Source organism: Methylibium sp. T29-B, assembly GCF_000576225.1.
In the GTDB taxonomy this organism is placed as follows: Bacteria; Pseudomonadota; Gammaproteobacteria; order Burkholderiales; family Burkholderiaceae_C; genus Methylibium; species Methylibium petroleiphilum.
Genome location: NZ_AZSN01000065.1, coordinates 1 through 21,009, shown reverse-complemented (window position 1 = coordinate 21,009; position 21,009 = coordinate 1). Strand labels below are relative to the sequence as shown.

Sequence of the window (21,009 nt, the reverse complement as noted above, 5' to 3'; positions counted from 1 at the left end):
GCATCGCGTGCGGCCTCGTCACGTCCCTACGCATGAGGACCCTCATGAACACACTCACCCTGGACCAAACGTCCGAACCAACGAGCATGACGAAGGAGCAGCGCAAGGTCATCTTTGCCTCGTCGCTCGGGACCGTCTTCGAGTGGTACGACTTCTACCTGTACGGCTCGCTGGCGGCGATCATCGGCAAGCAGTTCTTTGCCGGCGTCAACGAGACGGCTGCATTCGTCTTCGCGCTGATGGCGTTTGCCGCCGGCTTCGCGATCCGCCCGTTCGGTGCGCTCTTCTTCGGTCGACTGGGCGACATGGTGGGGCGCAAGTACACCTTCCTGGTCACCATCCTGCTGATGGGCGTATCGACCTTCCTGGTGGGCATCCTGCCGACCTATGCCACCTGGGGCATCGCTGCGCCCGTCGTGCTCATCATTCTGCGGCTGTTGCAGGGCCTGGCGCTGGGCGGCGAGTACGGTGGCGCGGCCACGTACGTTGCAGAGCATGCGCCGGCCCGGCAGCGTGCCGCCTACACGTCGTGGATCCAGACCACGGCCACGCTGGGCTTCTTTCTGTCGCTGGCGGTCATCCTGGGCACACGGCTCTGGCTCGGAGAGGCCGTGTTCGCCGACTGGGGCTGGCGCGTGCCATTCCTGTTCTCGATCTTCCTGCTCGGCATCTCGGTCTGGATCCGCCTGTCGCTGAACGAGTCGCCGATGTTCCAGCGGATGAAGGCCGAGGGGAAGGCCTCGAAGGCGCCGATCAAGGAGGCCTTCGGCCAGTGGAGCAACGTCAAGCTGGTGCTGATCGCCCTGTTCGGGCTGGTCGCAGGCCAATCGGTCATCTGGTACACGGGACAGTTCTACGCCCTGTTCTTCCTGACGCAGACGCTCAAGGTCGATCCGGTCACGGCCAACCTGCTGATCGCCGGCGCTTTGCTGATCGGCGTGCCGCTGATCGTGATGGTGGGCAGGCTGGCCGACCGCATCGGTCGCAAGCCGATCATGCTGACCGGCTTCCTGCTGTCGGCCCTCTGCTACTTCCCGCTGTTCCAGGCGCTCACGGAGCACGCGAACCCCGCACTCGCCCAGGCGCAGCGCACGGCGCCCGTCACCGTCATCGCCGATCCGGCCGCATGCTCCTTCCAGTTCAATCCGGTGGGAACGTCGGCCTTCACGCAGTCCTGCGACATCGCGAAGTCCTTCCTCGCCAAGGCCTCGGTGACCTACAAGAACGAGGCAGCGCCAGCGGGAACCACCGCTTCGGTGCGCATCGGAGACACCGTCATCACCAGCTTCGAAGGCAAGGGTCTGCCGCCGGCCGAGCTCAAGGCAAAGTCGGCCGAGTTCTCCCAGGCGATGGGCAAGGTCATCAAGTCGGTCGGCTATCCAGCATCGGCCGACAAGAGCCAGATCCACTACCTGATGGTCATGCTGATCCTGACGGCGCTGGTGACGCTGGTCGCACTGGTCTACGCCCCGATTGCCGCGATCCTGGTGGAGCTGTTCCCGACGCGGATCCGCTACACGGCCATGTCACTGCCGTATCACATCGGCAACGGCTGGTTCGGCGGCTTCCTACCCACCACGGCCTTCGCGCTGGTGGCGGCGACCGGCGACATCTACTATGGGCTCTGGTATCCGATCATCATCGCGGCGATCTCGTTTGTCGTGGCCCTGGTGTTCCTGCCGGAAACGAAGGATCGGTCGATCGAGGGCTGAAATCGACGGAGGCGGCCAGCTGAGCGGGGAGGTGTCGATAACTTTCCCGCTTGGTTCGGTGTTGTGGGATAGAGATGAAGCGGAGGAGGATTCGAATTCTTGACAAGTGTTCGAATCAAAAGACTGCACACCTCCGTTCCCTGATACGGCATCACAACTTCCCTGTTCTTTCTTCCAGAAATCCCTGTTCTGCTCCGAGAAATTCCCTGTTCTGCGCACGGCCTGAGAAGGCCCAAAACGCAGCTAAGTCCCTACTACAGCGAGCGTTTTCGGCCGCGGGGAGGGCCGAAATTGCCCTAATTCCTGAAATCATTCCCTGTTATCGCCGTTTTAACGGCTGAGACAGGTTCGCGGGCGACTCACAGCGCCGCCAAGTAGTCCAAGCCCGCGCACGACGCGGGCTTTTTTTCGCGTGAGCCCCGCGTGGCGCGGGCTGCGGGCCCGATGGCCATTCTCAGTAGGGCACTGACCGGACCATCGAAGCGCCTTCTCCGAGGCCTTTCTCAGTGGCCTTCCAAAGTGGTAAGGATAATTTTTCCGACCATCACCTACGGCGCGCACGCGGTGAAACTCACCTGGCCATCAACCTTGCGGACCAGCCACGGCCCGAACAGTTCGGACCCCGACGCGTCTTCGATCTGAAGCCAGCCCACGGCATCCGGTTCGTTGGGCGCGGCCCCGACGCGTGCAATGGCGGGCTGCCCGTCAGGTGCGTTCGGGCTGACATAGCGGCCGACGAAGGCGATCGAGCCGTCCGGTAGCTTCCCCCATCGACCTCGTAGGTAACCTGCCCACAGGGAATAACGAGCTGCATGCCTTGGGCTTCCAGCGAAGCGAGCGCCGCCGCGCCCTCGTTGGACTTGTTGGCATCGGCCCAGCGCACCGGGGCCGTTCCGCGATCGGGGTCCGAGATGTCCGGGGAGCAGGCCAGACCGATCTCTTCGAATGGTGCCGTGCACAGGCCAAGCGGGAGGTACTGGATGTCCTCGCTGCCATCGTCATCGGTGCCTGACCCAGTGCCGACGACGCCCGGTCCGCAGCCGCTCAACGCGATCAGCACGCAGCACGCGGCCACAACACGGGTGCGCGCCAGTCTGACCGTTCTCGACAACATCATTCCGACTTCTCCTCACTGGAATCTTCGACAAAGAAATACACGCCAAAGCGCACGCGCGCCTGTCGACGCGCCTCGCTTTCTTTGACGGCATCACGCGCAAATCGCTTCTCGGCGAGGCGCATCACTCGGGCGAATGCTGGGCGCCAAGCCCGGGTCGCGGCCTGGTGCAGCAGGTGGGCCGAGTCGGGGGAGATCTCGTCGACGTAGAGGGCCTGCTCGAGAAAGTTGCGGCCATCGACCAAGTTCGCGCAGGCGGTGGCTGCGTGGTCGCGCAAGTTCACCCCCAGCGCTTCGGACATGGCTGCGAAATCCCCGCGCGGCACCATCCACGTGTGTCCAGCTCGATGCGATCGTCATCGACCCGCACGACATTCAATCGAAGCATCTCCTCAAGCACCGCGCGAGGTCCGACGTCCGTGCTGACGCTTTGCACGAGTTGGTCGAAGGCGCCAGGTTCGATGCCTCGCTGCAGGATCCGCGGCGTCGAGCCATCGAGGTAAAGCGGGTCGCTCATCCACCTGCCGACGACCTGACCAATCAAGCCCAGCGGTGCCGGCGTGACCGTGGCCGACTCGGTGGTCTGCGGCGGCCCCTTGAGCTCGCGTGCGCGCAGGTCCTTGCGGTGCACGCCGCTCAGCAACGACACGGCGCTGCTGGTGGGCTTCATGCCCCGGGCCTGGATCTCCGCGACCGCCTCCTCCACGAAGAGCTGACGCAGTTGCTCGGCGACGGCAGGGAAGGTAGCACCCCGGCGGATCAGCAGCCTGACCAGCGGGCGACTCGCGGTCACAAAGGCCTTGAGCACCAGTTCCACCGTCGATTTCATGACGTAAGTATCGATCAAGCCGCTTGACGCTGAACAGCAATTTGGCCAAACTTCCCAAAACCAAGAAATTGGGAAATATACCCAAACAACAGATCCCAGGTCGTTGGTTCGTTCGGCCGTCGGCCGCCTTGCATCGAGATCACAGCCTTCACCCCACCATGACATTCATCCGTTCTCGACTCCTCCACTTCGCCAGCCTGCTGGCCTTGGCTTGTCTGGGCCTGTCCGCGTGTGGCGGCGGTGTCTCATTCTTTCCACCGTCGTCTGACAACACGCTCTCGGTGGCCGTCAGCGGCAACGGCAGCGTGGTGTCTTCCCCTGCCGGCATCAATTGCGGTGCCAGTTGCAGTGCCGGCTTCGATAGCGCTACGTCCGTGACGCTCACCGCCACGCCCGCGGCCGGTCGGGTCTTCAGTGGCTGGGGCGGCGATTGCGCCGGCACTGCGAGTACTTGCACGGTCTCGATGCAGGCGTCTCGCACGGTGACGGCAAGCTTCAACCCGCCGCCAGCGTCGACGTTTTCGCTCAACGTGTCGGTCGGCGGGGGCGGTACCGTACGCTCACAGCCGGCGGGCATCGACTGCGGAAGCGCGTGCAGCGCGGCATACGCTGTCAACACCAGTGTCGTGTTGAGCGCCACGCCGGCTGCCGGCCAGGTGTTCACCGGCTGGGGTGGTGCTTGCACGGGGGCGGGCCCGAGCTGCACTGTGGTGATGAGCCAGGCACGTAGCGTGGCCGCCACCTTCAGTGCTGCGCCAGCCGTGCAACGCACATTGAGCGTGACGCTGGTCGGCAGTGGCGTGGTGCGCTCCCAGCCGGTTGGCATCGAGTGTGGCAGCGCTTGCAGCGCAAGCTTCGGTAGCGGCGCGAGTGTCGTTCTCACGGCGTCGCCGGCGGCAGGACAGCGGTTCAATGGCTGGTCGGGTGCCTGCAGCGGAGCAGTGGCCAGTTGCACGTTGGCGATGAGCGCCAACCGCAGCGTCGTTGCCACGTTCTCGGCGGCAACGGCGGCGCCGACCTGGCAGACGCCGCAACTTCTCGAATCCAATAACGATTTCAACGTAGGCAGCCGCGTGCTGACCGCGGTCTCGCCCGCGGGTGATGCGGTCGTGATGTGGGAGCAGTCGGACGGTACGCCCGATGGCAACACCCGCAGGGTCTACTCCCGCCGCTACGTCGCGGGACAGGGCTGGAACGCAGCGGTGGTGGTCCCCGGCGTGTCGACCAGCAGCAGCAGCGTGGCGCTGCTCGAAGGACGCTTGCTGATGGATGGCGCCGGTACGGCCACCTGGCTGCGCCCGAACCTGGAGACGCGTCGCTTCACCACCGCTTCTGGCTGGAGCAGCCCGTTCGTGCCGCCCGCCCGCAGCGGCGGTCTGCTCAGCGCTGCTGTCATGGATGCAACCGGTGCGATCGGCGTCGTGATCTCGGGCCAGGATGTCTACAACATCTCGCTACCCGCCAATGCCAACAGCTGGCTCACGTGGGCCCGCGTGGACGCCAGCGGCAGCCTGGACGCCAAGGACGCCGACGTGGCGCTCAGCGCCGACGGTACCGCGCTGGCCATCTGGCGTGAGCGCAATCCGGGCGACGCGAACTACAGCATCAAGGCTGCGCGCTACGCCGCTCTGGGCGGCTGGCAGCCTCCCCAGACGATCGACACCAGCTTCGACAACGTCAGCCCGGAGTCTCCGCCGCGCGTGGCGATGGACGCCGCAGGGAATGCGATCGCGGTTTGGCACCAGGGCGATTCGCTTTACTACAACGTCTTCAGCGCCACGGGTGGCTGGGGCACGGCCGTCCAGGTAGACACCAATGCCGTCAATTCGAACTTCACCGCCCAGATCGGGCTCGTGATGACGCCAAGCGGTCGCGCGGTCGTCACGTGGCGCAGCGGCATCTTCGCGGTGAAGTCGATGCAATACACGCCAGGTTCCGGGTTCTCGGCGCCCGCGGTGGTGAACAGCTACGGCGCTGACAGCCATCTGGGCCAGGATGCCGATGGCAATGCCGTGATCGTCTACGTCGCGCCCGACCGCTGGCCGAACCCGACCACGGGCAGCGACGTTTACTCGCGGCGCTTGAACTGGGGCGGGGCCTGGAGCGACGCGGTGCCCATCGAGCCGCAGGACGGCCTCGGAGCGGACGCTTACGCGGGATTCAACCGTGCAGGTCAGGGCGTCGCTGCCTGGGTAAGGGGCGACGTGGCTGGCAGCAGTGCGCGCAAGAGTCTGTGGGTCAGCCTGTTGCGATGAGCAAAGTGGGCACGCCCGTCCCTTGAACCTTCCGTGCTCAGCCTGCCGCAGAAGCGGTGGGCTGAGCAGTCCAAGTCTCTGAATTCTCCACACTGAAAGGAATCAGCATGAAGCAACTCTCCCCGATCGCTCTCCTCATCGCCACTCTGGCGACGGGCTGCGCGTCGCTCGCCGTGACCGACGAGGCGATCGTTGATCGCACAGCTTTTGCCATCGGGCAGAACAAGGGGGACTTCACCATCAGCAACCGAACCGACGAGGGAACCACGACGCGCTACAGCGTCCGCACGAAGGCTGGGCAGGAGTACAACTGCTTTGTCGGTGGGTCGTTCAATGTGTTGGGGCGATCGGTGTCGGAAGCGATCTGTACCAAGAAGGGTGAGGTCGCACGTAATCCGCTGCTGCGCTAATCGGCTCGCCTTCTGTGCGACAAAAATGAGCGTGAGGGGACGGGACGTCCGAAGAGCGGCGTCAGTGCCGTGCCCCGGACATCCGCCGTCCCGTTCAGGTCACCGTGCCTCCGCCGGCACCGGCGTGTTGAGCAGCTGCTGCTCCCAAAGGAATGCGATGCCGCTGCCGCCGGCGTGCTGCGTGATCACCTCAGTCAATGCGGCCGCCTGCTCGAGTCGGGCCCAGTCGCGCTGCCATTCCGCCGCCACTGCCAGCCAGGTCATCATGTTCGCGCCGGCCGCGATCATGCGCTGGATGGCGACTTGATGGGCCTCGACCGACACGCCGCCTGACGCATCGGTGACCACCGTGACATCCCAGCCTTCGCCGAGGGCCTGGATCGTGGGCATCGCGACGCACACCTCGGTCCACAGGCCGGCAATGACCAGCTGCTTGCGGCCCGTCGCCTTCACGGCATCCACCACCGTCCTGTCTTCCCAGGTGTTGATGAACGTGCGGTCGATCACCTCCTGGCCGGGGAAGACCTCGGTGATCTGCGGGAACAGCAGGCCTCCACGGGCCGCGATCACGGTCGTCAGGATGGTTGGCACGCCAAAGGCCTTGGCAGCCTTCGCCAGGCCCGCCGTGTTGTTGATCACCATCTGCGGTTCATGGCTGTTCACGTTCGCGAGTTGGTAGGGCTGGTGGTCGATCAGGACGAGCACCGAATCCTCGGGGCGCAGGAGCGAAGCCAGGCCATTGCGGAAAGTCATGGAAGGGGTCCTAGGTTGCCGCGTGAGCGGGGTTGATTCCGGGAAAGCAGTCGCCGGTGCGACGTTGCTGGAGCGCATTGTGTTGTTCCCATCGGTGGCCCGGTAGTGCATGATGGGCGACGCTGTGTTGCTTGAAGAGGAACGCGACGATGGATATCGAGGAGCTTCAGACGTTCGTGGCGGTGGCTGACGCCGGGGGGTGTCGCCGGCAGCCGGGCGGCTCGGTGTGGCCAAATCGATCGTCAGTCGCCGCCTTGCCCGGCTCGAAGCAGAACTCGGGGTGCAACTGCTGACTCGGTCCACCCGCGGGGCGGCCGTGACGGAAGCCGGGGCCATGTTTCGCGACTACGCGGCCCGGGTCTGCGCAGAAGTAGATGCGGCCAGGGAAGCCACCGGTCGCCGCAACGGCCAGGGCCTGACGCTGGGATGGCATCCGAGTTCGCGCTGGAGTGCGGCGGTGGGCGGCCTGCGCAATGCGATCCGCTTCGACGAAGGACGGTTCACGGTGCGCATGGCCACCCTGCGGATCGACCACACGCCGAGCACGCAGCTGGCAGGCAGCCTGCTGCTGCAGTGGGACAACGTGTCGCACGAGCTGGGCGCCAGCGGCCGCGTTCGCTGGCAATGGCAACCCGGCCGCGAGCTCATCTTCTCCGTCGATCGCCTGGGCTACACCGGCGAGCAGCGCGATACCTTGCCCGGGCAGACCCGCGCGCTGCTGAAGCTGGTGTGGACGCTGGAGCGTTGACGGACCTTGCGCCGCCCGGCCTCAGGCGAGCTGCCGCAGCGCGGTCTTCAGCACCTTGCCATAGCTGTTCTTGGGCAGGGCCTCGACGAAGCGGTAGCGCCGGGGGCGCTTGAAGCGGGCGATGTGCTGCAGGCACAGCGCGTCGAGCGCTGCCGGCTCGACCCCGTCGCCCACCACGAAGGCGACGACGATCTCGCCCCACTCGGGGTCGGGCTGGCCGATCACGGCCACCTCGCGCACGCCGGGGTGGCGCAGCAGCACCTCCTCCACCTCGCGCGGGTAGATGTTGGAGCCGCCGCTGATGACCACGTCCTTCGAGCGGTCCTTGAGCGTGAGGAAGCCGTCGGCGTCCAGCGCGCCCAGGTCGCCGGTGCGGAGCCAACCGTCGCGCAGCGTCCGGGCCGTCGCCTCGGGGTTGCGCCAGTAGCCCGTCATGACCGTCTCGCCGCGCACGACGACCTCGCCCATCTCGCCCGCCGCCACGGGGTCTCCCCGTGAGTCGACCACGCGCACCTCGACCAGCGAATGGGGCATGCCGACCGACCCGATGCGATCGAGCCACTTCGGGTGCGCGCGATCGGCCAGGTGATGACGGGCGAGCGCCGTGATCGTCATCGGCGACTCGCCCTGCCCGTAGATCTGCACGAAGCACGGGCCCATGACGCCGAGCGCGTCCTGTATGTCTTCCACGTACATCGGGCCGCCGCCGTAGATGATGGTCTTGAAACCGTGGGCCGGCGCGCCCGTGTCCCGCAGGTGCGAGACCAGGCGTTTCACCATGGTGGGCGCGGCGAACAGGCACAGCCGCCCGATGCGTCGGGACAGCGCCAGCAACTCGGCCGGATCGAAGCCGCCCGAGACCGGCACCACGTGGCGTGCCGCCTTCGCGACGAAGGCGAAGTTGTACATCCCGGCGCCGTGCGACATCGGCGCGGCGTAGACGATGGCGTCTTCCGCTGTCACCTCGTCCACGTCCATGAAATAGCAGGCCGTCATCGCGGCCAGGTTGCGGTGCGACTGCATCACGCCCTTGGGGCGGCCGGTGGTGCCCGAGGTGTAGAACAGCCACGCCAGATCGTCGGGAGCCCGGTGCACCGGCTCGATGGCGTCCGCCTCCGGCGCCGCGCGGTAGGCGGCGTCGGCCGGCGTGAGCACCTGGCGCAGCGCCGGCAGCGCCGCGACGTGGGCGCGCAGGTCGGGCGCCAGATCCTCGGAGACGAACAGGGCCGCCGCCTCGGCGTCGCCGACGATGAACGCGACCTCGCCGGGGTGCAGCTTGGCGTTGACGGGCACCACCACCAGGCCGGCCCACCACGCGGCATAGAGCAGCTCGAGGTAGTCCACGTGGTTGTGCATGCAGAGCGCCACCCGCTCGCCCGGCTGCAGCCCCAGGGTGCCGCGCAGATGGCCGGCCCGCCGCGCGGCGCGGTCGGCCAGGGCCCGGTAGTCCCGCACCACCGCATCGCCCAGCAGCACGGCGGGGCGGTCGGGGTGGACGAGGGCGGCGCGCACGAGCCATCGGGCCAGGTTCATTGCAGGCACTCCGGGAATCGGGCCGCCGCAGGGTGAACTCCCCCGGTTGCCGCGACCGCCAATGTAGGAAACTCGCGGGCCCGCCGCCAGACGTAGGACTACCTCATGGTGCTTTCCCGCAAGTCCCGCACAGACGATCCTCCGCCAGCGTCGGCGCCTCAAGGACCGGCGGAGGACGACGACCTGGAACGGGTCTTCGAGCTGGCGCCGGTCGGCCTGTGTGTCTCGCGCGAGCGGACGATCCGGCGTTGCAACGCTCCCTTCGCCGCGATGTTCGGCTACACCCCGGCCGACCTGGCCGGGCGCTCGCTCGAGGGCCTGTACCCGTCGCGCAGCGAGTTCGAGCACATCGGCGCACAGGGGCTGGCCATCATGCAGCAGACCGGCCACTACAGCGACGAGCGCATCATGCGCCACCGCAGCGGCCGGCTGTTCTGGTGCCACGTGGCCGGTCGTTCGATGCGGCTCGACCAGCCCTTCGCCCGTGCGGTGTGGGCCTTCGAGGACATCTCCGCGCGTCGCCCGGTGACGGTCGATCTGACGGCGCGCGAGCGCGAGATCGCACGCCAGCTCGCGGCGGGGCAGGGCACCAAGGCCATCGCGCGTGCGCTCGGCGTGAGCCCGCGCACGATCGACGGCCACCGCGCACGCCTCATGAAGAAGCTGCAGGCCCGCAGCGCGGGCGAGATGATCGCGCGGCTGGTCGGCCTGCAGTGATCGGCCGCCGCAGCGGCCCATGGCGCCGGGGGATCAGGCCGCCGCTCCTGCCGCGCGGGGAGGGCCGAGCCGCTCCAGGGTCTGTGCCACGTGCCGGCCGAACAGCCGCGCGGTCGTGATGTCGCCCGGCACGAAGGCATCGGCCGCTGCCGCGTGTCCGGCCTGCGCCATCAGGCCCGACCAGGAGCCGAGCCGGTTGACGGCCTGGTCGTGCGGCACGCCTTCGTGCTGCCCGGGCAGGAAGGGGTTGCCGACCCACAGCATGCCGTGCTGCATGGCGAACACGAACATCGAGGTCAGCGTCGACTGCTTGTCACCCGAAGGCAGCGAGGACACGGTGAATCCGGCGGCCAGCTTGCCCTTGAGCCGCTGCGTGCGCCACAGCCGGCCGGTGGCGTCCATGAAGCCCTTGAACGGGCCGGACACGCCGCCGAGGTAGGTCGGAGAGCCCAGCACGACGCCGTCGTACGCCGCCAGCTCATCGGGTCGCTGCGCCAGTTCGGTGGCCTCGAGCAGCTGTGCCTCGACCGTGCCGACGCTGCGGGCGCCTTCGGCCACGTGGGTCGCGATGTGTTCGGTGTGCCCGTGCGCGCTGTGATAGACGATGGCGAGTCTTTGCATGTCATGGCTCCAGGGGATGTCGGGATCAGCGCCACGGCATCGCGGCGATGGCCGCGGACAGGTAGAGGCCGAGGCCGAAGACCGTGTGGTTGGCCAGGCTCCGCAGCCGGTTCTTCGTCGGTGTCGGCGTCCTGGACGCCGCGAACCCGGCGCCCATCGCCGGTTGCAGGATGGCCAGCGGCGCCAGTGTCGTGAGCAGACCGAAGGCGACGGCCGGCATCAGCGTCGGCTCCCGGACCCAGGCCCAGCCCTCGATGGCCACCAGGGCGGCCGCGAAGGCGATGCCGATCGCGTAGTGGGTCAGCCAACCCCACATCCGTTCGCGCGGTATGGGCGCGGTGCGTGCGATGGCGGCATGCATGAACCGGCCGTGGAGCAGGTGCCCGACCCAGCGCCCGAGGTGGGCGAAGTCCAGGCCGGGCACCCCCGCACGGCGGAGGACGAGGAGCCACGCGTCGAGGACGGCGGTGGCGCCCGCCCCGATCAGGACCAGGCGTTGAATCTCTTGCATCGATGTCATGAGGGACCTCCTTGATTGACTCGGTTGCGCTTCGAGTTCACTATAGAAGTTCAAGTCAACTTCAAGTCAAGGGGTCAGCGGTGGATATTTCCGAAGTGGCCCGGCGCGCGGGCGTGCCGGCGTCGACGCTGCGCTACTACGAGCAGCGAGGGCTCATCGCGTCGCTCGGTCCGCAGGGCGCCCGACGCCGCTTCGCGGACTCGGTGCTGGACCAGCTGGCGCTCATCGCGCTGGGCCAGGCGGCCGGCCTGTCGCTCGACGAGGTGCGTTCGATGCTGTCGCCGCAGGGCGCTCCGAACATCGACCGGCAGTTGCTCGCTGCGAAGGCCGACGAGATCGATGCGACGGTGCGGCAGCTGCGCGCCATGAGCCGGGGACTGCGGCATGCCGCGGCCTGCCGCGCGCCCAGCCATGCGCAATGTCCGACCTTCCGCAAGCTGCTGAAGGCCGCGGCCTCCGGCGCCCTCGATCGTCAGCGGCGCGACCGCGGGCTGCGGCCGGCCGGCAAGGGGGTGGCCAGCGCGCCGTGATCGCTCGTGCCCGGCCGGGCCTTCGCGGCCTCCCTCCAGTCGATCGCTCAGGACCGGCGCACCGTGCGGAATCCGACGTGCGACGTGGCGGTCGAGGTGGCCTGTGGCTGCCGCGCCGACGGTCGGTAGCGGAGGCAGTAGTCCGGCGAGCACAGGTGCGAGCCGCCCTTGATCACGCGCACCGGTGTGCCCGGTTGGCGCGGGTCACCGCTGCCGGCGGCGGGCGTCTCCGCGAGCCGCCCGTTCGCGCCGGCCTGGTGCCCCGGCCGGTACCAGCTGGCGGTCCATTGCCACACGTTGCCGGCCATGTCGTACAGGCCGAAGCCGTTGGGCCGGAAGCAACCCACCGGTGAGGTGCCGGCGTAGCCGTCCTCCTGCGTGTCGTTCAGCGGAAACTCGCCCTGCCAGGTGTTCGCCCGGTGCACGCCTTCGGGCCTCACTTCGCTGCCCCAGGCGTAGCGCTGCCCCTTCAGCCCGCCTCGAGCGGCGTACTCCCATTCCGCCTCGGTCGGCAGGTCGCGTCCCGCCCAGCGCGCGTAGGCGAGCGCATCGTCGTACGACACCTGCACCACCGGGTGGTTGCCCCGTCCTTCCAGATCGCTGCCGGGGCCGCCGGATGGCGCCAGTCGGCACCGGGCACGTAGCGCCAGCCACCGGGCCGGCCGTTCGTCGGTGGCACGAACACCGCAGACCCCGGCACGCCGCCCGCGGCAGCGGGGCGCTCGGCGGTCGTGACGTAGCCCGTCGCCGCGACGAAGCGGGCGAACTGCGCGTTCGTGACCGGGTGCCGGTCGATCCAGAAGCCGCGCACTTCCGCGGGCAGCGCCGGCCGTTCCTCGGGGTAGGCGTCGTCGGCGCCGATCTCGAAGCGGCCGCCCGCGACCCGCACCATGCCGTCGTGGGCGCCGTCGGCGGCGGGCAGCCCGGCGTAGGCCTCGCAGAGTCCGTGGTCGGCCGACGCCTCGACGGCCATCGGGGTCAACTGGTGGCACAGCAGGCCCGCGGCCAGCGCCGCCGCTGCCACCCGCGGCAGTGCGCGTGGCCGCAGGTCCCTCTTCACTGCATGTCCTCGAAGTAGCGTGTGCCGTTGCTGTAGCCCTTGCGCTCCGCCAGGCCGGGGATGTCGACCACGCCCACTTCGCGCACGTACGCTCGTACTCGGCCACCAGTTCGCTCAACTTGGCCGGCTGGGACGCCGCCAGGTTGTTGAGCTCGCTGCGATCCTTGGACAGGTCGTAGAGCTCCCAATCGCCGGTGCCCCACTGCCGGTTGCTGTAGACGATCTTCCAGTCACCCTTGCGCAGCGCCTTGCGGCCCCCGAGTTCCCAGCCGTGCACATGATCGGCCGGGTGCACGCTGTCGCGCTGCCCGGTCAGCATCGCGAGCATCGAGCGACCGCGCAGCGGGAGCACCGCACGTCCCTGGTACTCGGTGCCCGGATGGCGGGCGCCGGCGAGTTCCAGCAGCGTGGGTGCGATGTCCATCGTGTGGGCGAAGCTGTCGCTGATCTGCCCCTTGCGGCCCAGTGCCGGCCAGCTGGCGATGAACGGCACGGAGATCCCGCCCTCGTACAGGAAGCCCTTGTACAGGTGGAAGGGGTTGGAGCCCACCTGGGCCCAGTTGGGGCCGTAATCGATGTAGGAACCCTTGCGCCCGCTGTTGGCAAGGCTGTTGTCCATGCGCGTCTTCACCCACTCGCGCGTGCGGCCTTCGTCGAGGGCGGTGTTGCCGTCCGCGCCGTTGTCGGACATGAAGAGGATCAGCGTGTTGTCGTACTGGCCGGTCTTCTTCAGGTAGTTCACGACTTCGCCGATGTAGTAGTCCATGTCGTCGACCATCGCGGCATAGACCGCCATGCGCTTGGACTCGGTCTGCTTCTGCGCAGCGGTCAGCGTGCTCCACTTCGGCCACAGCGGGTGGCCGGTGTAGACCTTTGCGTCCTTCGGGATGATGCCCAGCGCCTTCTGGCGCGTGGTGCGCTGGTCGCGGATCGCGTCGTAGCCGACGTCGTAGCGGCCCTCGTACTTGCGGATCGTCTCGTCGTAGGCCTGCAGGGGCCAGTGCGGCGCGGTGAAGGCGAGGTAGCCGAAGAAGGGCTTGCCGTCGCCGCGACCGCGGTCGATGTAGGAAATCATGCGGCGCGCGAAGAACTCGCTCGAGTAGAAGCCTCGCGTGGGAACGTCGACGAGCTGGCCGTTCTCGTTGTAGATCGCGCGCGGTGGCTTGGCCGGGTCGCCGGTGATGATGCCGGTCTGGTCGAAATGCCCCGCGCCGCCTTGCACCATCGCGTACGACTGCTCGAAACCGCGCCGGGCCGGGCTCACTTCGGGCGTGACCCCGAGGTGCCACTTGCCGGCCATGTAGGTGTGGTATCCGCTGTCGCGCAGCAACTGGGGGAAGGGCACGACCCGGTCGTTGAGGAAGCCCTCGTAGCCCGGCCTGCCCTTCTGGTCGGGGGTGAGCAGTTCGGCCATGCCGCCGAAGCCGGCCAGGTGGTTGTCGGTGCCCGACATCAGCATGGCGCGCGTGGGCGAGCAGAACGGCGCCGAGTAGAAGCTCGTCAGGCGCACGCCGTCACGGGCGATCGCGTCCAGGTGCGGCGTGTCGATCTCGCCGCCGTAGGCGCCGAGGTCGGAGTAGCCCAGGTCGTCGGCGACGATCAACAGGATGTTGGGGCGGGTTGGCGGGGCAGTGCCCTCGGCACGCACGGCCGTCGCGACGCACAGGAGTGCGGCGGCGCCCAGCGTCAACGCGGCGAGGGTGGGTTTCGGTGATGCGGTGAGTCTCATCGTGGTCTCCTCAGAACACATGGCGCAGGCCGACCGACAGCAGCCGGGTGCGGACGCCCAGCGCGCCGGTGGGCGACGGCACCCCTGCGAAGGGGGTGTAGGCGCCGTTGCGCTCGTTGCGATGGAACAGCAGGTTGGTGTGCCAGGCCGTGCGCTTGGAGAGGCCGTACTCGTAGCCCAGCGCGATCTGCGAGGCGCCGGTGTCGGGGCCGGCGGTGGCCTGGCCGGCCATCCGGGACGCATCGACGGTGACTTGGCCATTGGTGTCGGTGCCCAGGGCCGACAGGCTGCCGGAGCCGTTGTCGGCGCGGGTGTACGCCGCCTTCAGCAATCCCTTGCCGAGCCGGTAGGTCGCCTGCAGCTGCCAGTTGCGGACGTCGAGGTCGAGCGTGTCGCTGCCGATCAGCCGTTCGTAGTGCATGTCCACGACATAGGCGCCGAGCTTCAGGTCGCCGAAGGTGTAGGCACCGTAGAGGACCCAGGCGCGGTCCTGCGTACCGGCGCCGCCGTAGCGACCATGGGTTTCGAACGCGGCACCCAAGGACAGCGGGCCCCCGTCGTACACCGCCGACGTGGACAGCAACCGTGGGCGTGCTGTCGGCGTGGCGTCTTCGCCGAAGCTGTAGTGCGCCATCAGCCGCAGCCCGTTCATCGACGGGGACCAGTACGCGAGCGTGTTCACCTGCCGACGGGCGAACGAGCCGGGTGCCTGCACGTTGCTGACCGTGTTGGCGACGCCGTTCCCGAGGATCTGACCGCCGTCGGGCGTGGAGCCGGGGAAGAGATCGCGCGCCAGCAGCATCCGCACGGGGGTGTCCCAGACCCCGCCGAAGACGGTGCCATACGGCGTCTCCAGTCCGACCCGCGTGTTGCGCGAGGCAAAGGCGTTGAAGCGGGAGGCGTCACGCCGTCGAGGAAGACGTAGGACTCGACCTGGAACAGCGCCTTCATGCCGCCGCCCAGGTCCTCGCTGCCGCGGGTGCCGAAGAAGGAGCCGTAGTTCGTGAGGCGCGAGGTGGTCGCGCTCGGCAGGCCGACGGCGCTGCTGCTCGCCGCCGCACCCTTGTGATACGACTCGACGGCGGTGTTGAGGTAGCCGTAGAGCGTCAGGTCGGAGCCTTGTGCCAGGGCGGATGTGGAGGCCGCGCACAGGGCGGCGGCCGCCATGGCATGCGGAAGTCGGAACGATTTCAAGATGCTTGTCTCCTTGTGTGCATCGCCTCACCGTCCAGATGCGGTGGGTTTCTTGTGGGGGCGGATGCTGCACGCAAGCAGGGGCTATCGCATCTAGTTTTGGGGTGGCGTTACACCAGGTGAAATGGTCCGAGCGCGCCCTCCGCGGGCCGCACGCGGGGCGCGACGGGACTGCCGCGGGGCGGCCGAAGCTATCGGCCGGCCCGGGCCGCAGCCGCACCGATCTCGGCGGCGGTTGCCTTCAGATCCGCGAGGTGGTCTCGCACGATCTTGCTGCGCAAGCGGTACTTGCGCATCCACACCAGGTTGATGCACGCGAGAACGCGCTGGCCCTGGAGCACCGGCACGGCGATGGCATCGAGGCCGTCGTCGAACTCGGACATCGGCTTCTGCGAACCGCCGAACTGCGGGTCGCGCGCGCCATAGCCCTGGTGGCGCGTGCGCTCGAGGATCGCCGGCAGTTCAGCGTTCATGACCGCCAGACTGCGCGGGATCGTCGGCGGGTGCCGGTGATGGAAGGCCAGGACGCGCTCGCGCTCCTTGTCGGAGCACCAGGCGAGGTAGGCGCGTCCCGGCGCACTGAGGAAGAAGTCGACCCGGAAGCCGATCGGGTAGAAGTCCAGCGCCAGGCCGCTGCGCTTGCGCGACGTCTCGGCGGCGATGAGGCGGTTGTTGCGGACCACCAGCAGATCCGACGGCCAGATCACCTGGCGCTGCAGGCGCTCGAGATAGGGGCCGGCAATCTCTCCGAGCTCACGCTGGCGCGTCGAACCTTGCGTTGTCTCGGTCAGGACGACCTTTCGGCGATAGAGGCCGTCGCCCATGGCACGCCACACGAACCCCTGCTGTTCCAGGGTCAGCAGCAGCCGGAGCAACGTGGGCTTCGCCATGCCGGTCTGGGTGTGCAGTTGCTGCAGCGAGCGCCCGTCGTCGTTGTCGAGGGCCCTGAACACCTGCAGCCCACGCTCCAGTGCACGAACGGTCTTCACGGAGGCAGTCAAGGTTTCGCCTGGTGGAACAAGGACAGGTGCGGGTTGACAGAGCCGACCCGCTACGGGAACCTCGCCGGACCGCAGCCCGACAAGAGACAAGGCTTGGACGCTCTGGACACCCGATCCGTGCTGTCATTCGTGCTGTCCGTCAGCGTGTTCATGATGATGGTGTGCGTGGGGCTGGGTCTTTCGATCGAGCACTTCAGGGCCCTGACACGCCAGTCGAAGCCGCTGTGGATCGGCCTCGGGTGTCAATTGCTCGTGGCCCCCGCGTGCGGATTCGCCGTGGCCTGGTTGTATCGCGATCGGCCCGACATCGCACTGGGAGTCGTGCTACTTGTCGCGGCGCCGGGCGGGGCCGTCGCCAACGGGATCGTGCAGTTCGCACGGGCCCGGGTCGATGTCTCGGTGGCCCTGACCACGCTCAACGGCCTGCTCTGCATGGCCCTGACGCCGCTCATCGCAGGGCTGGGGTTCGCGATGTTCAGCGATGGATCGGACGCTCTTCAGCTGCACCCCTGGAGGACCGTGCAGAAGATCGTGCTGCTGGTGGTGCTGCCCGTGACGCTGGGCATGCTGCTGAGAGCCCACCTGAAGGCCGGTTCGGACCTGATGCGGCTCGCACACGACGGCGCGGCAGCACTGGTCGTCGTCATCCTGGCGGTGGTCTTCGTTTCGATCTTCGACCATCTGGCGGCGCGCTGGCTCGACAACCTGCCGGCCGCCTTGCTGCTGTGCGCACTGATGCTGGGTTCCAGCCACGCCGCTGCAGCCGTCGCCGGACTCGACCCGCCGTTGCGGTTCACGATCTCCATCGAGGCCAGCATCCACAACGTGCCCATCGTGGTCCTGATGGCCGATCAACTCCTGAATCGCCCGGAACTGGCCGGCCTGGCCGTGGTCTACGTGCCCGTCATCGCGGTGCTGGCGCTGTCATGGGCGTTTGCGCGTCGGCTCGGGTCGGCGTCGCGGAGTGTCGGCGTCGAGCGTGCGGCCCGCGGGCCGGGCTGACCGGCCGTAACGGCCGCCGGTTTACGCCCGAGGCCGGTACGGGCAAGATCAGCGCTCCCCCATCACGATCCGGAGCGGCCATGGCGATCGACTTCACGCTCAGCGAGTTCCAGCGCGCCCTGCAGGCCGATGCGCGCGGCTTTGCCGCGCGCGTCCTGAGCGAGGTGGCCGCGACGATCCGGCCGCTGGCGCGGCCCGAGGAGCGCTTCTACGCGACGCGGCCCTACTACGACGCCATGGTCGCGGCGGGCTTCGTCAAGGCCCTGATCCCGAAGGAGTTCGGCGGCACCGCACTGTCGACGCTCGACTTCGCGCTGGCGGCCGAGGAACTGGCCGCCGTCGACGTGAACGTGCCCTCGGCGCTGCTGTCCACCGGCCTGGGCCTGCAGCCGCTGCTGCGCTTCGGCAACGCCGAGCAGAAGCGGCGCTTCCTGCCCGATTTCGTCGAGGACGGCGCCCGCCTGGCCGGCATCGCGTTCACCGAGGTCACCGGCGGCGCCAACTACGACTGCCCGGACCCGAGCGCCGGCGTCCAGACCTTCGCGCGGCGCGAGGGCGACGAATGGGTGATCAGCGGGCGCAAGCACTACACCACCAACGGCACCGGATGGGACGGCCGGGGGCCGCACCTGTTCACCGTGGTCTGCCGCACCGACCCCGCGCTGGGGCCGCGGGAATCGCTGGCCGTCATCGTGGTGCCGGGCGGTCTGCCCGGCATCCAGGTCGCGGGCATCCTCGACACCGTCGGTCACCGCGCGACGATCTCGCCGCGCATCCACTTCGACGATGTGCGCGTTCCCGTGGGCAACCTCCTTGGCGCGCCCGGTGACGGCATCGAGATCGTGGAGACCGCCTTCGCGTGGACCGCCGCGCTGATCGGCGCCGCCTGTGTCGGCGTGATGCGGACGGCCTTCGACACGGCGCTGCAGTTCGCTAAGACCGACAAGCGCTCCGGGGCCGTGCCGGTGATCGAGCACCAGAGCGTGGGCTACCTGCTGGCGGACATCAAGATGCGCATCGAGGCGGCCCGCTACCTGACGTGGAAGGCCTGCCATCAGTTCGACCTTACCGAAGGGCGTAGCCGCGAGCTGCCGACCACGGCCAAGGTCTACGCCTCCGAACTCTGCGTGCAGGGGGTCTACGACGCAATGCGCGTGGTCGGGGTGGACAGCTACACCGACATGTTCCCGCTCGCCGGCCTGATGCAGGACGCGCTCTGCTTCCCGCTCTACGACGGCGGCAACCTGGGCGTGCGCCGGCGCCAACTGCACGCGCTGCTCCGCAGCCCCGGCTACGACGCCATGGCGTCGGCCGAGGGCCGGGGCTAGCGCTGGCGTTCCGGGCGCGGGCTCACTTCAAGACGAAGCGCACCGTCGAGGGCTTGCCCGCGACGGTCACCACGGCCACCGCCTTGCTGCCGGGGGCGACCTTGAAGCTGCCGGTGGCCTCGAGCTTGTCGCCGGCCGGCTTCAACACCACCTCCTGCTTCTCGGTGCCGGTCAGCAGCGTGAGCCGGGCGCCCGCGTTCGACACGTCGGCCGGCTTGCCGTGGTCGCGCAGGTACAGCTGGATCACGCTGGGCTGGGCGACCAGCTCGTAGTCGATGTCCTTGACCTCGACCACCACGCCGCCGTGCAGCGGCGTGTGCGCGTGGGCGTGGTCGTGCGGGTCGCCGGCGGCGAAGGCCGTGGTGGCCAGGATCAGGGTCGCGGCGGCGAGCAGGTGTTGCGGCTTCATGGAGCGTCCTTTCGTGTGAGGGGAGAGCAGGGGATTCAGAGCGCCTCGGCGTCCTTGTCGTCCATCAGCGCTTCGGCCGATCGGCGGCCGAACAGCCAGAACATCGCGGGCGTCAGGAAGGTGTCGAGCAGGGTCGAGCTGATCAGGCCGGAGAAGATCACCACGGCCACCGGGTGCAGCACCTCGGTGCCGGGCTGTTCGGCCTCGAACAGCAGCGGCGCCAGCGCGAAGGCGGTGACCAGCGCCGTCATCAGCACCGGGCTCAGGCGCTCGAGCGAGCCGCGGACGATCATCCGCTGGTCGAAGTTCTCGCCCTCGAAGCGCATCAGGTTGATGTAGTGGCTGACCTTCAGGATGCCGTTGCGCACCGAGATGCCGGCCAGCGTGATGAAGCCCACCAGCGCGGCCACCGACAGCGGCTGGCCCGACAGCCACAGCCCGAGCACCGCACCCACCAGGGCCAGCGGGATGTTCACCATGATCAGCGCCGACAGCGCCGCCGAGCGGTAGCGGCTGTAGAGCACCACGAACATCAGCGTGAGCGACACGATCGACAGCAGCCCGACGAGGCGCGAGGCCTCCTCCTGCGCCTGGAACTGGCCGCCCAGGGTGATGAAGTAGCCCTCCGGCAGTGGGGTCTCGGCCACGATGCGGCGGATGTCGGCGACGATCTCCGACAGCGCCCGCCCCGAGGCATTGGCCGACAGCACGATGCGCCGCTTGCCGTCGTCGCGGCTGATCTGGTTCGGGCCGTCGCCTTCCTCGATGCTCGCGAGCCGGGACAGCGGGACACGGCCGCTGGGCGTCTCGATCAGGATCCGGCCCAGCCCCTCCAGCGAGCGTGCCGATTCCGGCAGCTTCACCACCAGCGCGAAGCGCCGGCTGCCCTCGACGATCTGGGTGATCTTCTCGCCCTCCACCAGCGCCTGCAGCGCCGCCAGCACCTGCGGCGCAGGCACGCCGTACTGCGCGGCGGCGGCGGGGTCGATGCGCACCTTGATCTGCGGCGCCAGCACCTGCTTCTCGATCTGCAGGTCGCGACGCCGGGGATCGTGGCCAGCCGCGCGCGCAGCGCGTCGGCCTGGCCGCGCAGCGCGTCGAGGTCCTCGCCGAAGATCTTGATCGCGATCTGCGAGCGCACGCCGGACAGCATGTGGTCGATGCGGTGTGAGATCGGCTGGCCGATCTCCAGCGCGGCCGGCAGGTTGACCAGGCGCGCGCGGATGTCGGCCTTGATCTCGTCCATGCTGCGCGTGAGTTCGGCGGTGGGGCGCAGGCCCACGTCGAGCTCGCTGACGTGCACGCCCTCGGCATGCTCGTCCAGCTCGGCCCGGCCGCTGCGGCGCCCGACGTGCGTCACCTCCGGCACCTGCTTCACCAGCACCTCGGCCTGGCGCGCGATCGCCGAGGTCTCGGTCAGGGTCACGCCCGGGTTCAGGCGCAGCCCGATCAGCAGCGTGCCCTCGTTGAACGGCGGCAGGAAGGTGGTGGGGAAGAAGGGCACCGCCACGGCGGCCACCAGCACCGCCGCGGCGGCGGCGGCC

Annotated in this window: 16 protein-coding genes and 7 pseudogenes; 10 read left to right on the top strand and 13 right to left on the bottom strand. The window is 68.4% G+C overall.

The window, feature by feature from the left end:
* The first annotated feature begins 44 nt into the window (after nucleotides 1-44).
* The gene (locus Y694_RS11960) at nucleotides 45-1,712 is read left to right on the top strand and encodes an MFS transporter (protein WP_152543627.1); all 1,668 of its coding nucleotides are present in this window, start codon (nucleotides 45-47) and stop codon (nucleotides 1,710-1,712) included.
* 1,113 nt (nucleotides 1,713-2,825) lie between these two features.
* On the opposite strand, the gene Y694_RS22580 is transcribed toward Y694_RS11960, so the two are convergent.
* Both Y694_RS22580 and Y694_RS11955 read right to left on the bottom strand, forming a co-directional pair.
* The gene (locus Y694_RS22580) at nucleotides 2,826-3,128 is read right to left on the bottom strand and encodes a hypothetical protein (RefSeq protein ID WP_051495739.1); all 303 of its coding nucleotides are present in this window, start codon (nucleotides 3,126-3,128) and stop codon (nucleotides 2,826-2,828) included.
* Nucleotides 3,107-3,655 (bottom strand): DUF6502 family protein, encoded by a 549-nt coding sequence (locus Y694_RS11955; RefSeq protein ID WP_051495738.1) that lies wholly within the window; start codon nucleotides 3,653-3,655, stop codon nucleotides 3,107-3,109. The genes Y694_RS22580 and Y694_RS11955 overlap by 22 nt, the downstream gene beginning before the upstream one ends.
* 158 nt (nucleotides 3,656-3,813) lie before the next feature.
* Here Y694_RS11955 and Y694_RS27190 point away from each other — a divergent pair.
* From Y694_RS27190 to Y694_RS11940, 3 genes and pseudogenes are all read left to right on the top strand, one after another.
* Nucleotides 3,814-4,599: pseudogene (locus tag Y694_RS27190) on the top strand (InlB B-repeat-containing protein); the annotation flags it as partial.
* An 18-nt stretch (nucleotides 4,600-4,617) separates the two neighbouring features.
* Nucleotides 4,618-5,910 carry a hypothetical protein gene (locus Y694_RS11945; protein ID WP_152543468.1) on the top strand — a complete coding sequence of 431 codons (1,293 nt, stop codon included), beginning with the start codon at nucleotides 4,618-4,620 and terminating at the stop codon, nucleotides 5,908-5,910.
* Nucleotides 5,911-6,017: 107 nt separating this feature from the next.
* A complete protein-coding gene (locus tag Y694_RS11940; RefSeq protein WP_051495737.1) occupies nucleotides 6,018-6,320 on the top strand; it encodes a hypothetical protein in 303 nt (100 codons plus the stop codon).
* A 99-nt stretch (nucleotides 6,321-6,419) separates the two neighbouring features.
* Here the strand turns inward: Y694_RS11940 and Y694_RS11935 are convergent, their stop codons facing one another.
* Complete coding sequence (locus Y694_RS11935; RefSeq protein WP_011830274.1) at nucleotides 6,420-7,073, bottom strand: hydrolase; 654 nt, start codon at nucleotides 7,071-7,073, stop codon at nucleotides 6,420-6,422.
* A 199-nt stretch (nucleotides 7,074-7,272) separates the two neighbouring features.
* On the opposite strand from Y694_RS11935, the pseudogene Y694_RS26745 reads away from it, so the two are divergent.
* Nucleotides 7,273-7,344, top strand: a pseudogene (locus Y694_RS26745) (hypothetical protein); the annotation flags it as partial.
* A 63-nt stretch (nucleotides 7,345-7,407) separates the two neighbouring features.
* Nucleotides 7,408-7,821 (top strand): hypothetical protein, encoded by a 414-nt coding sequence (locus Y694_RS25825; protein ID WP_036232732.1) that lies wholly within the window; start codon nucleotides 7,408-7,410, stop codon nucleotides 7,819-7,821.
* Nucleotides 7,822-7,842: 21 nt separating this feature from the next.
* On the opposite strand, the gene Y694_RS11925 is transcribed toward Y694_RS25825, so the two are convergent.
* The gene (locus Y694_RS11925) at nucleotides 7,843-9,354 is read right to left on the bottom strand and encodes an AMP-binding protein (protein WP_036232730.1); all 1,512 of its coding nucleotides are present in this window, start codon (nucleotides 9,352-9,354) and stop codon (nucleotides 7,843-7,845) included.
* Between the two features lie 105 nt (nucleotides 9,355-9,459).
* Here Y694_RS11925 and Y694_RS11920 point away from each other — a divergent pair, with 105 nt between their 5' ends.
* Entirely contained in the window at nucleotides 9,460-10,071 is a 612-nt protein-coding gene (locus Y694_RS11920) for a LuxR C-terminal-related transcriptional regulator (protein ID WP_036232727.1), read from the top strand.
* Nucleotides 10,072-10,104: 33 nt separating this feature from the next.
* Here the strand turns inward: Y694_RS11920 and Y694_RS11915 are convergent, their stop codons facing one another.
* The gene (locus tag Y694_RS11915; protein WP_036232725.1) at nucleotides 10,105-10,692 is read right to left on the bottom strand and encodes a flavodoxin family protein; all 588 of its coding nucleotides are present in this window, start codon (nucleotides 10,690-10,692) and stop codon (nucleotides 10,105-10,107) included.
* Between the two features lie 25 nt (nucleotides 10,693-10,717).
* Complete coding sequence (locus Y694_RS11910; RefSeq protein WP_036232723.1) at nucleotides 10,718-11,212, bottom strand: DUF2938 domain-containing protein; 495 nt, start codon at nucleotides 11,210-11,212, stop codon at nucleotides 10,718-10,720.
* An 80-nt stretch (nucleotides 11,213-11,292) separates the two neighbouring features.
* Here Y694_RS11910 and Y694_RS11905 point away from each other — a divergent pair, with 80 nt between their 5' ends.
* The gene (locus Y694_RS11905; protein WP_036232721.1) at nucleotides 11,293-11,742 is read left to right on the top strand and encodes a helix-turn-helix domain-containing protein; all 450 of its coding nucleotides are present in this window, start codon (nucleotides 11,293-11,295) and stop codon (nucleotides 11,740-11,742) included.
* Between the two features lie 47 nt (nucleotides 11,743-11,789).
* Here the strand turns inward: Y694_RS11905 and Y694_RS27185 are convergent.
* The 5 genes and pseudogenes from Y694_RS27185 to Y694_RS11880 form a co-directional block, all read right to left on the bottom strand.
* Nucleotides 11,790-12,634 (bottom strand): annotated as a pseudogene (locus tag Y694_RS27185) (formylglycine-generating enzyme family protein).
* A 355-nt stretch (nucleotides 12,635-12,989) separates the two neighbouring features.
* Nucleotides 12,990-14,531 (bottom strand): annotated as a pseudogene (locus tag Y694_RS27180) (arylsulfatase); the annotation flags it as partial.
* A gap of 10 nt (nucleotides 14,532-14,541) precedes the next feature.
* Nucleotides 14,542-15,405 (bottom strand): annotated as a pseudogene (locus Y694_RS11885) (porin); the annotation flags it as partial.
* Nucleotides 15,406-15,464: 59 nt separating this feature from the next.
* A pseudogene (locus tag Y694_RS27175) lies at nucleotides 15,465-15,698 on the bottom strand (porin); the annotation flags it as partial.
* 218 nt (nucleotides 15,699-15,916) lie between these two features.
* Nucleotides 15,917-16,678, bottom strand: coding sequence for an IclR family transcriptional regulator C-terminal domain-containing protein (locus Y694_RS11880; protein WP_231497654.1), 762 nt, complete (start codon nucleotides 16,676-16,678; stop codon nucleotides 15,917-15,919).
* Between Y694_RS11880 and Y694_RS11875 the strand changes: the two genes are divergently transcribed.
* Nucleotides 16,628-17,728 (top strand): bile acid:sodium symporter family protein, encoded by a 1,101-nt coding sequence (locus Y694_RS11875; RefSeq protein WP_231497653.1) that lies wholly within the window; start codon nucleotides 16,628-16,630, stop codon nucleotides 17,726-17,728. The genes Y694_RS11880 and Y694_RS11875 overlap by 51 nt on opposite strands.
* A gap of 80 nt (nucleotides 17,729-17,808) precedes the next feature.
* Nucleotides 17,809-19,056: an acyl-CoA dehydrogenase family protein gene (locus tag Y694_RS11870; RefSeq protein ID WP_036232709.1), complete on the top strand. Its 1,248-nt coding sequence runs from the start codon at nucleotides 17,809-17,811 to the stop codon at nucleotides 19,054-19,056.
* 22 nt (nucleotides 19,057-19,078) lie between these two features.
* Here Y694_RS11870 and Y694_RS11865 read toward each other — a convergent pair whose 3' ends face one another.
* Together Y694_RS11865 and Y694_RS11860 are read right to left on the bottom strand one after the other, a co-directional pair.
* Nucleotides 19,079-19,465: a hypothetical protein gene (locus tag Y694_RS11865; protein ID WP_036232706.1), complete on the bottom strand. Its 387-nt coding sequence runs from the start codon at nucleotides 19,463-19,465 to the stop codon at nucleotides 19,079-19,081.
* Nucleotides 19,466-19,500: 35 nt separating this feature from the next.
* Nucleotides 19,501-20,969: pseudogene (locus Y694_RS11860) on the bottom strand (efflux RND transporter permease subunit).
* Nucleotides 20,970-21,009: the final 40 nt, after the last annotated feature.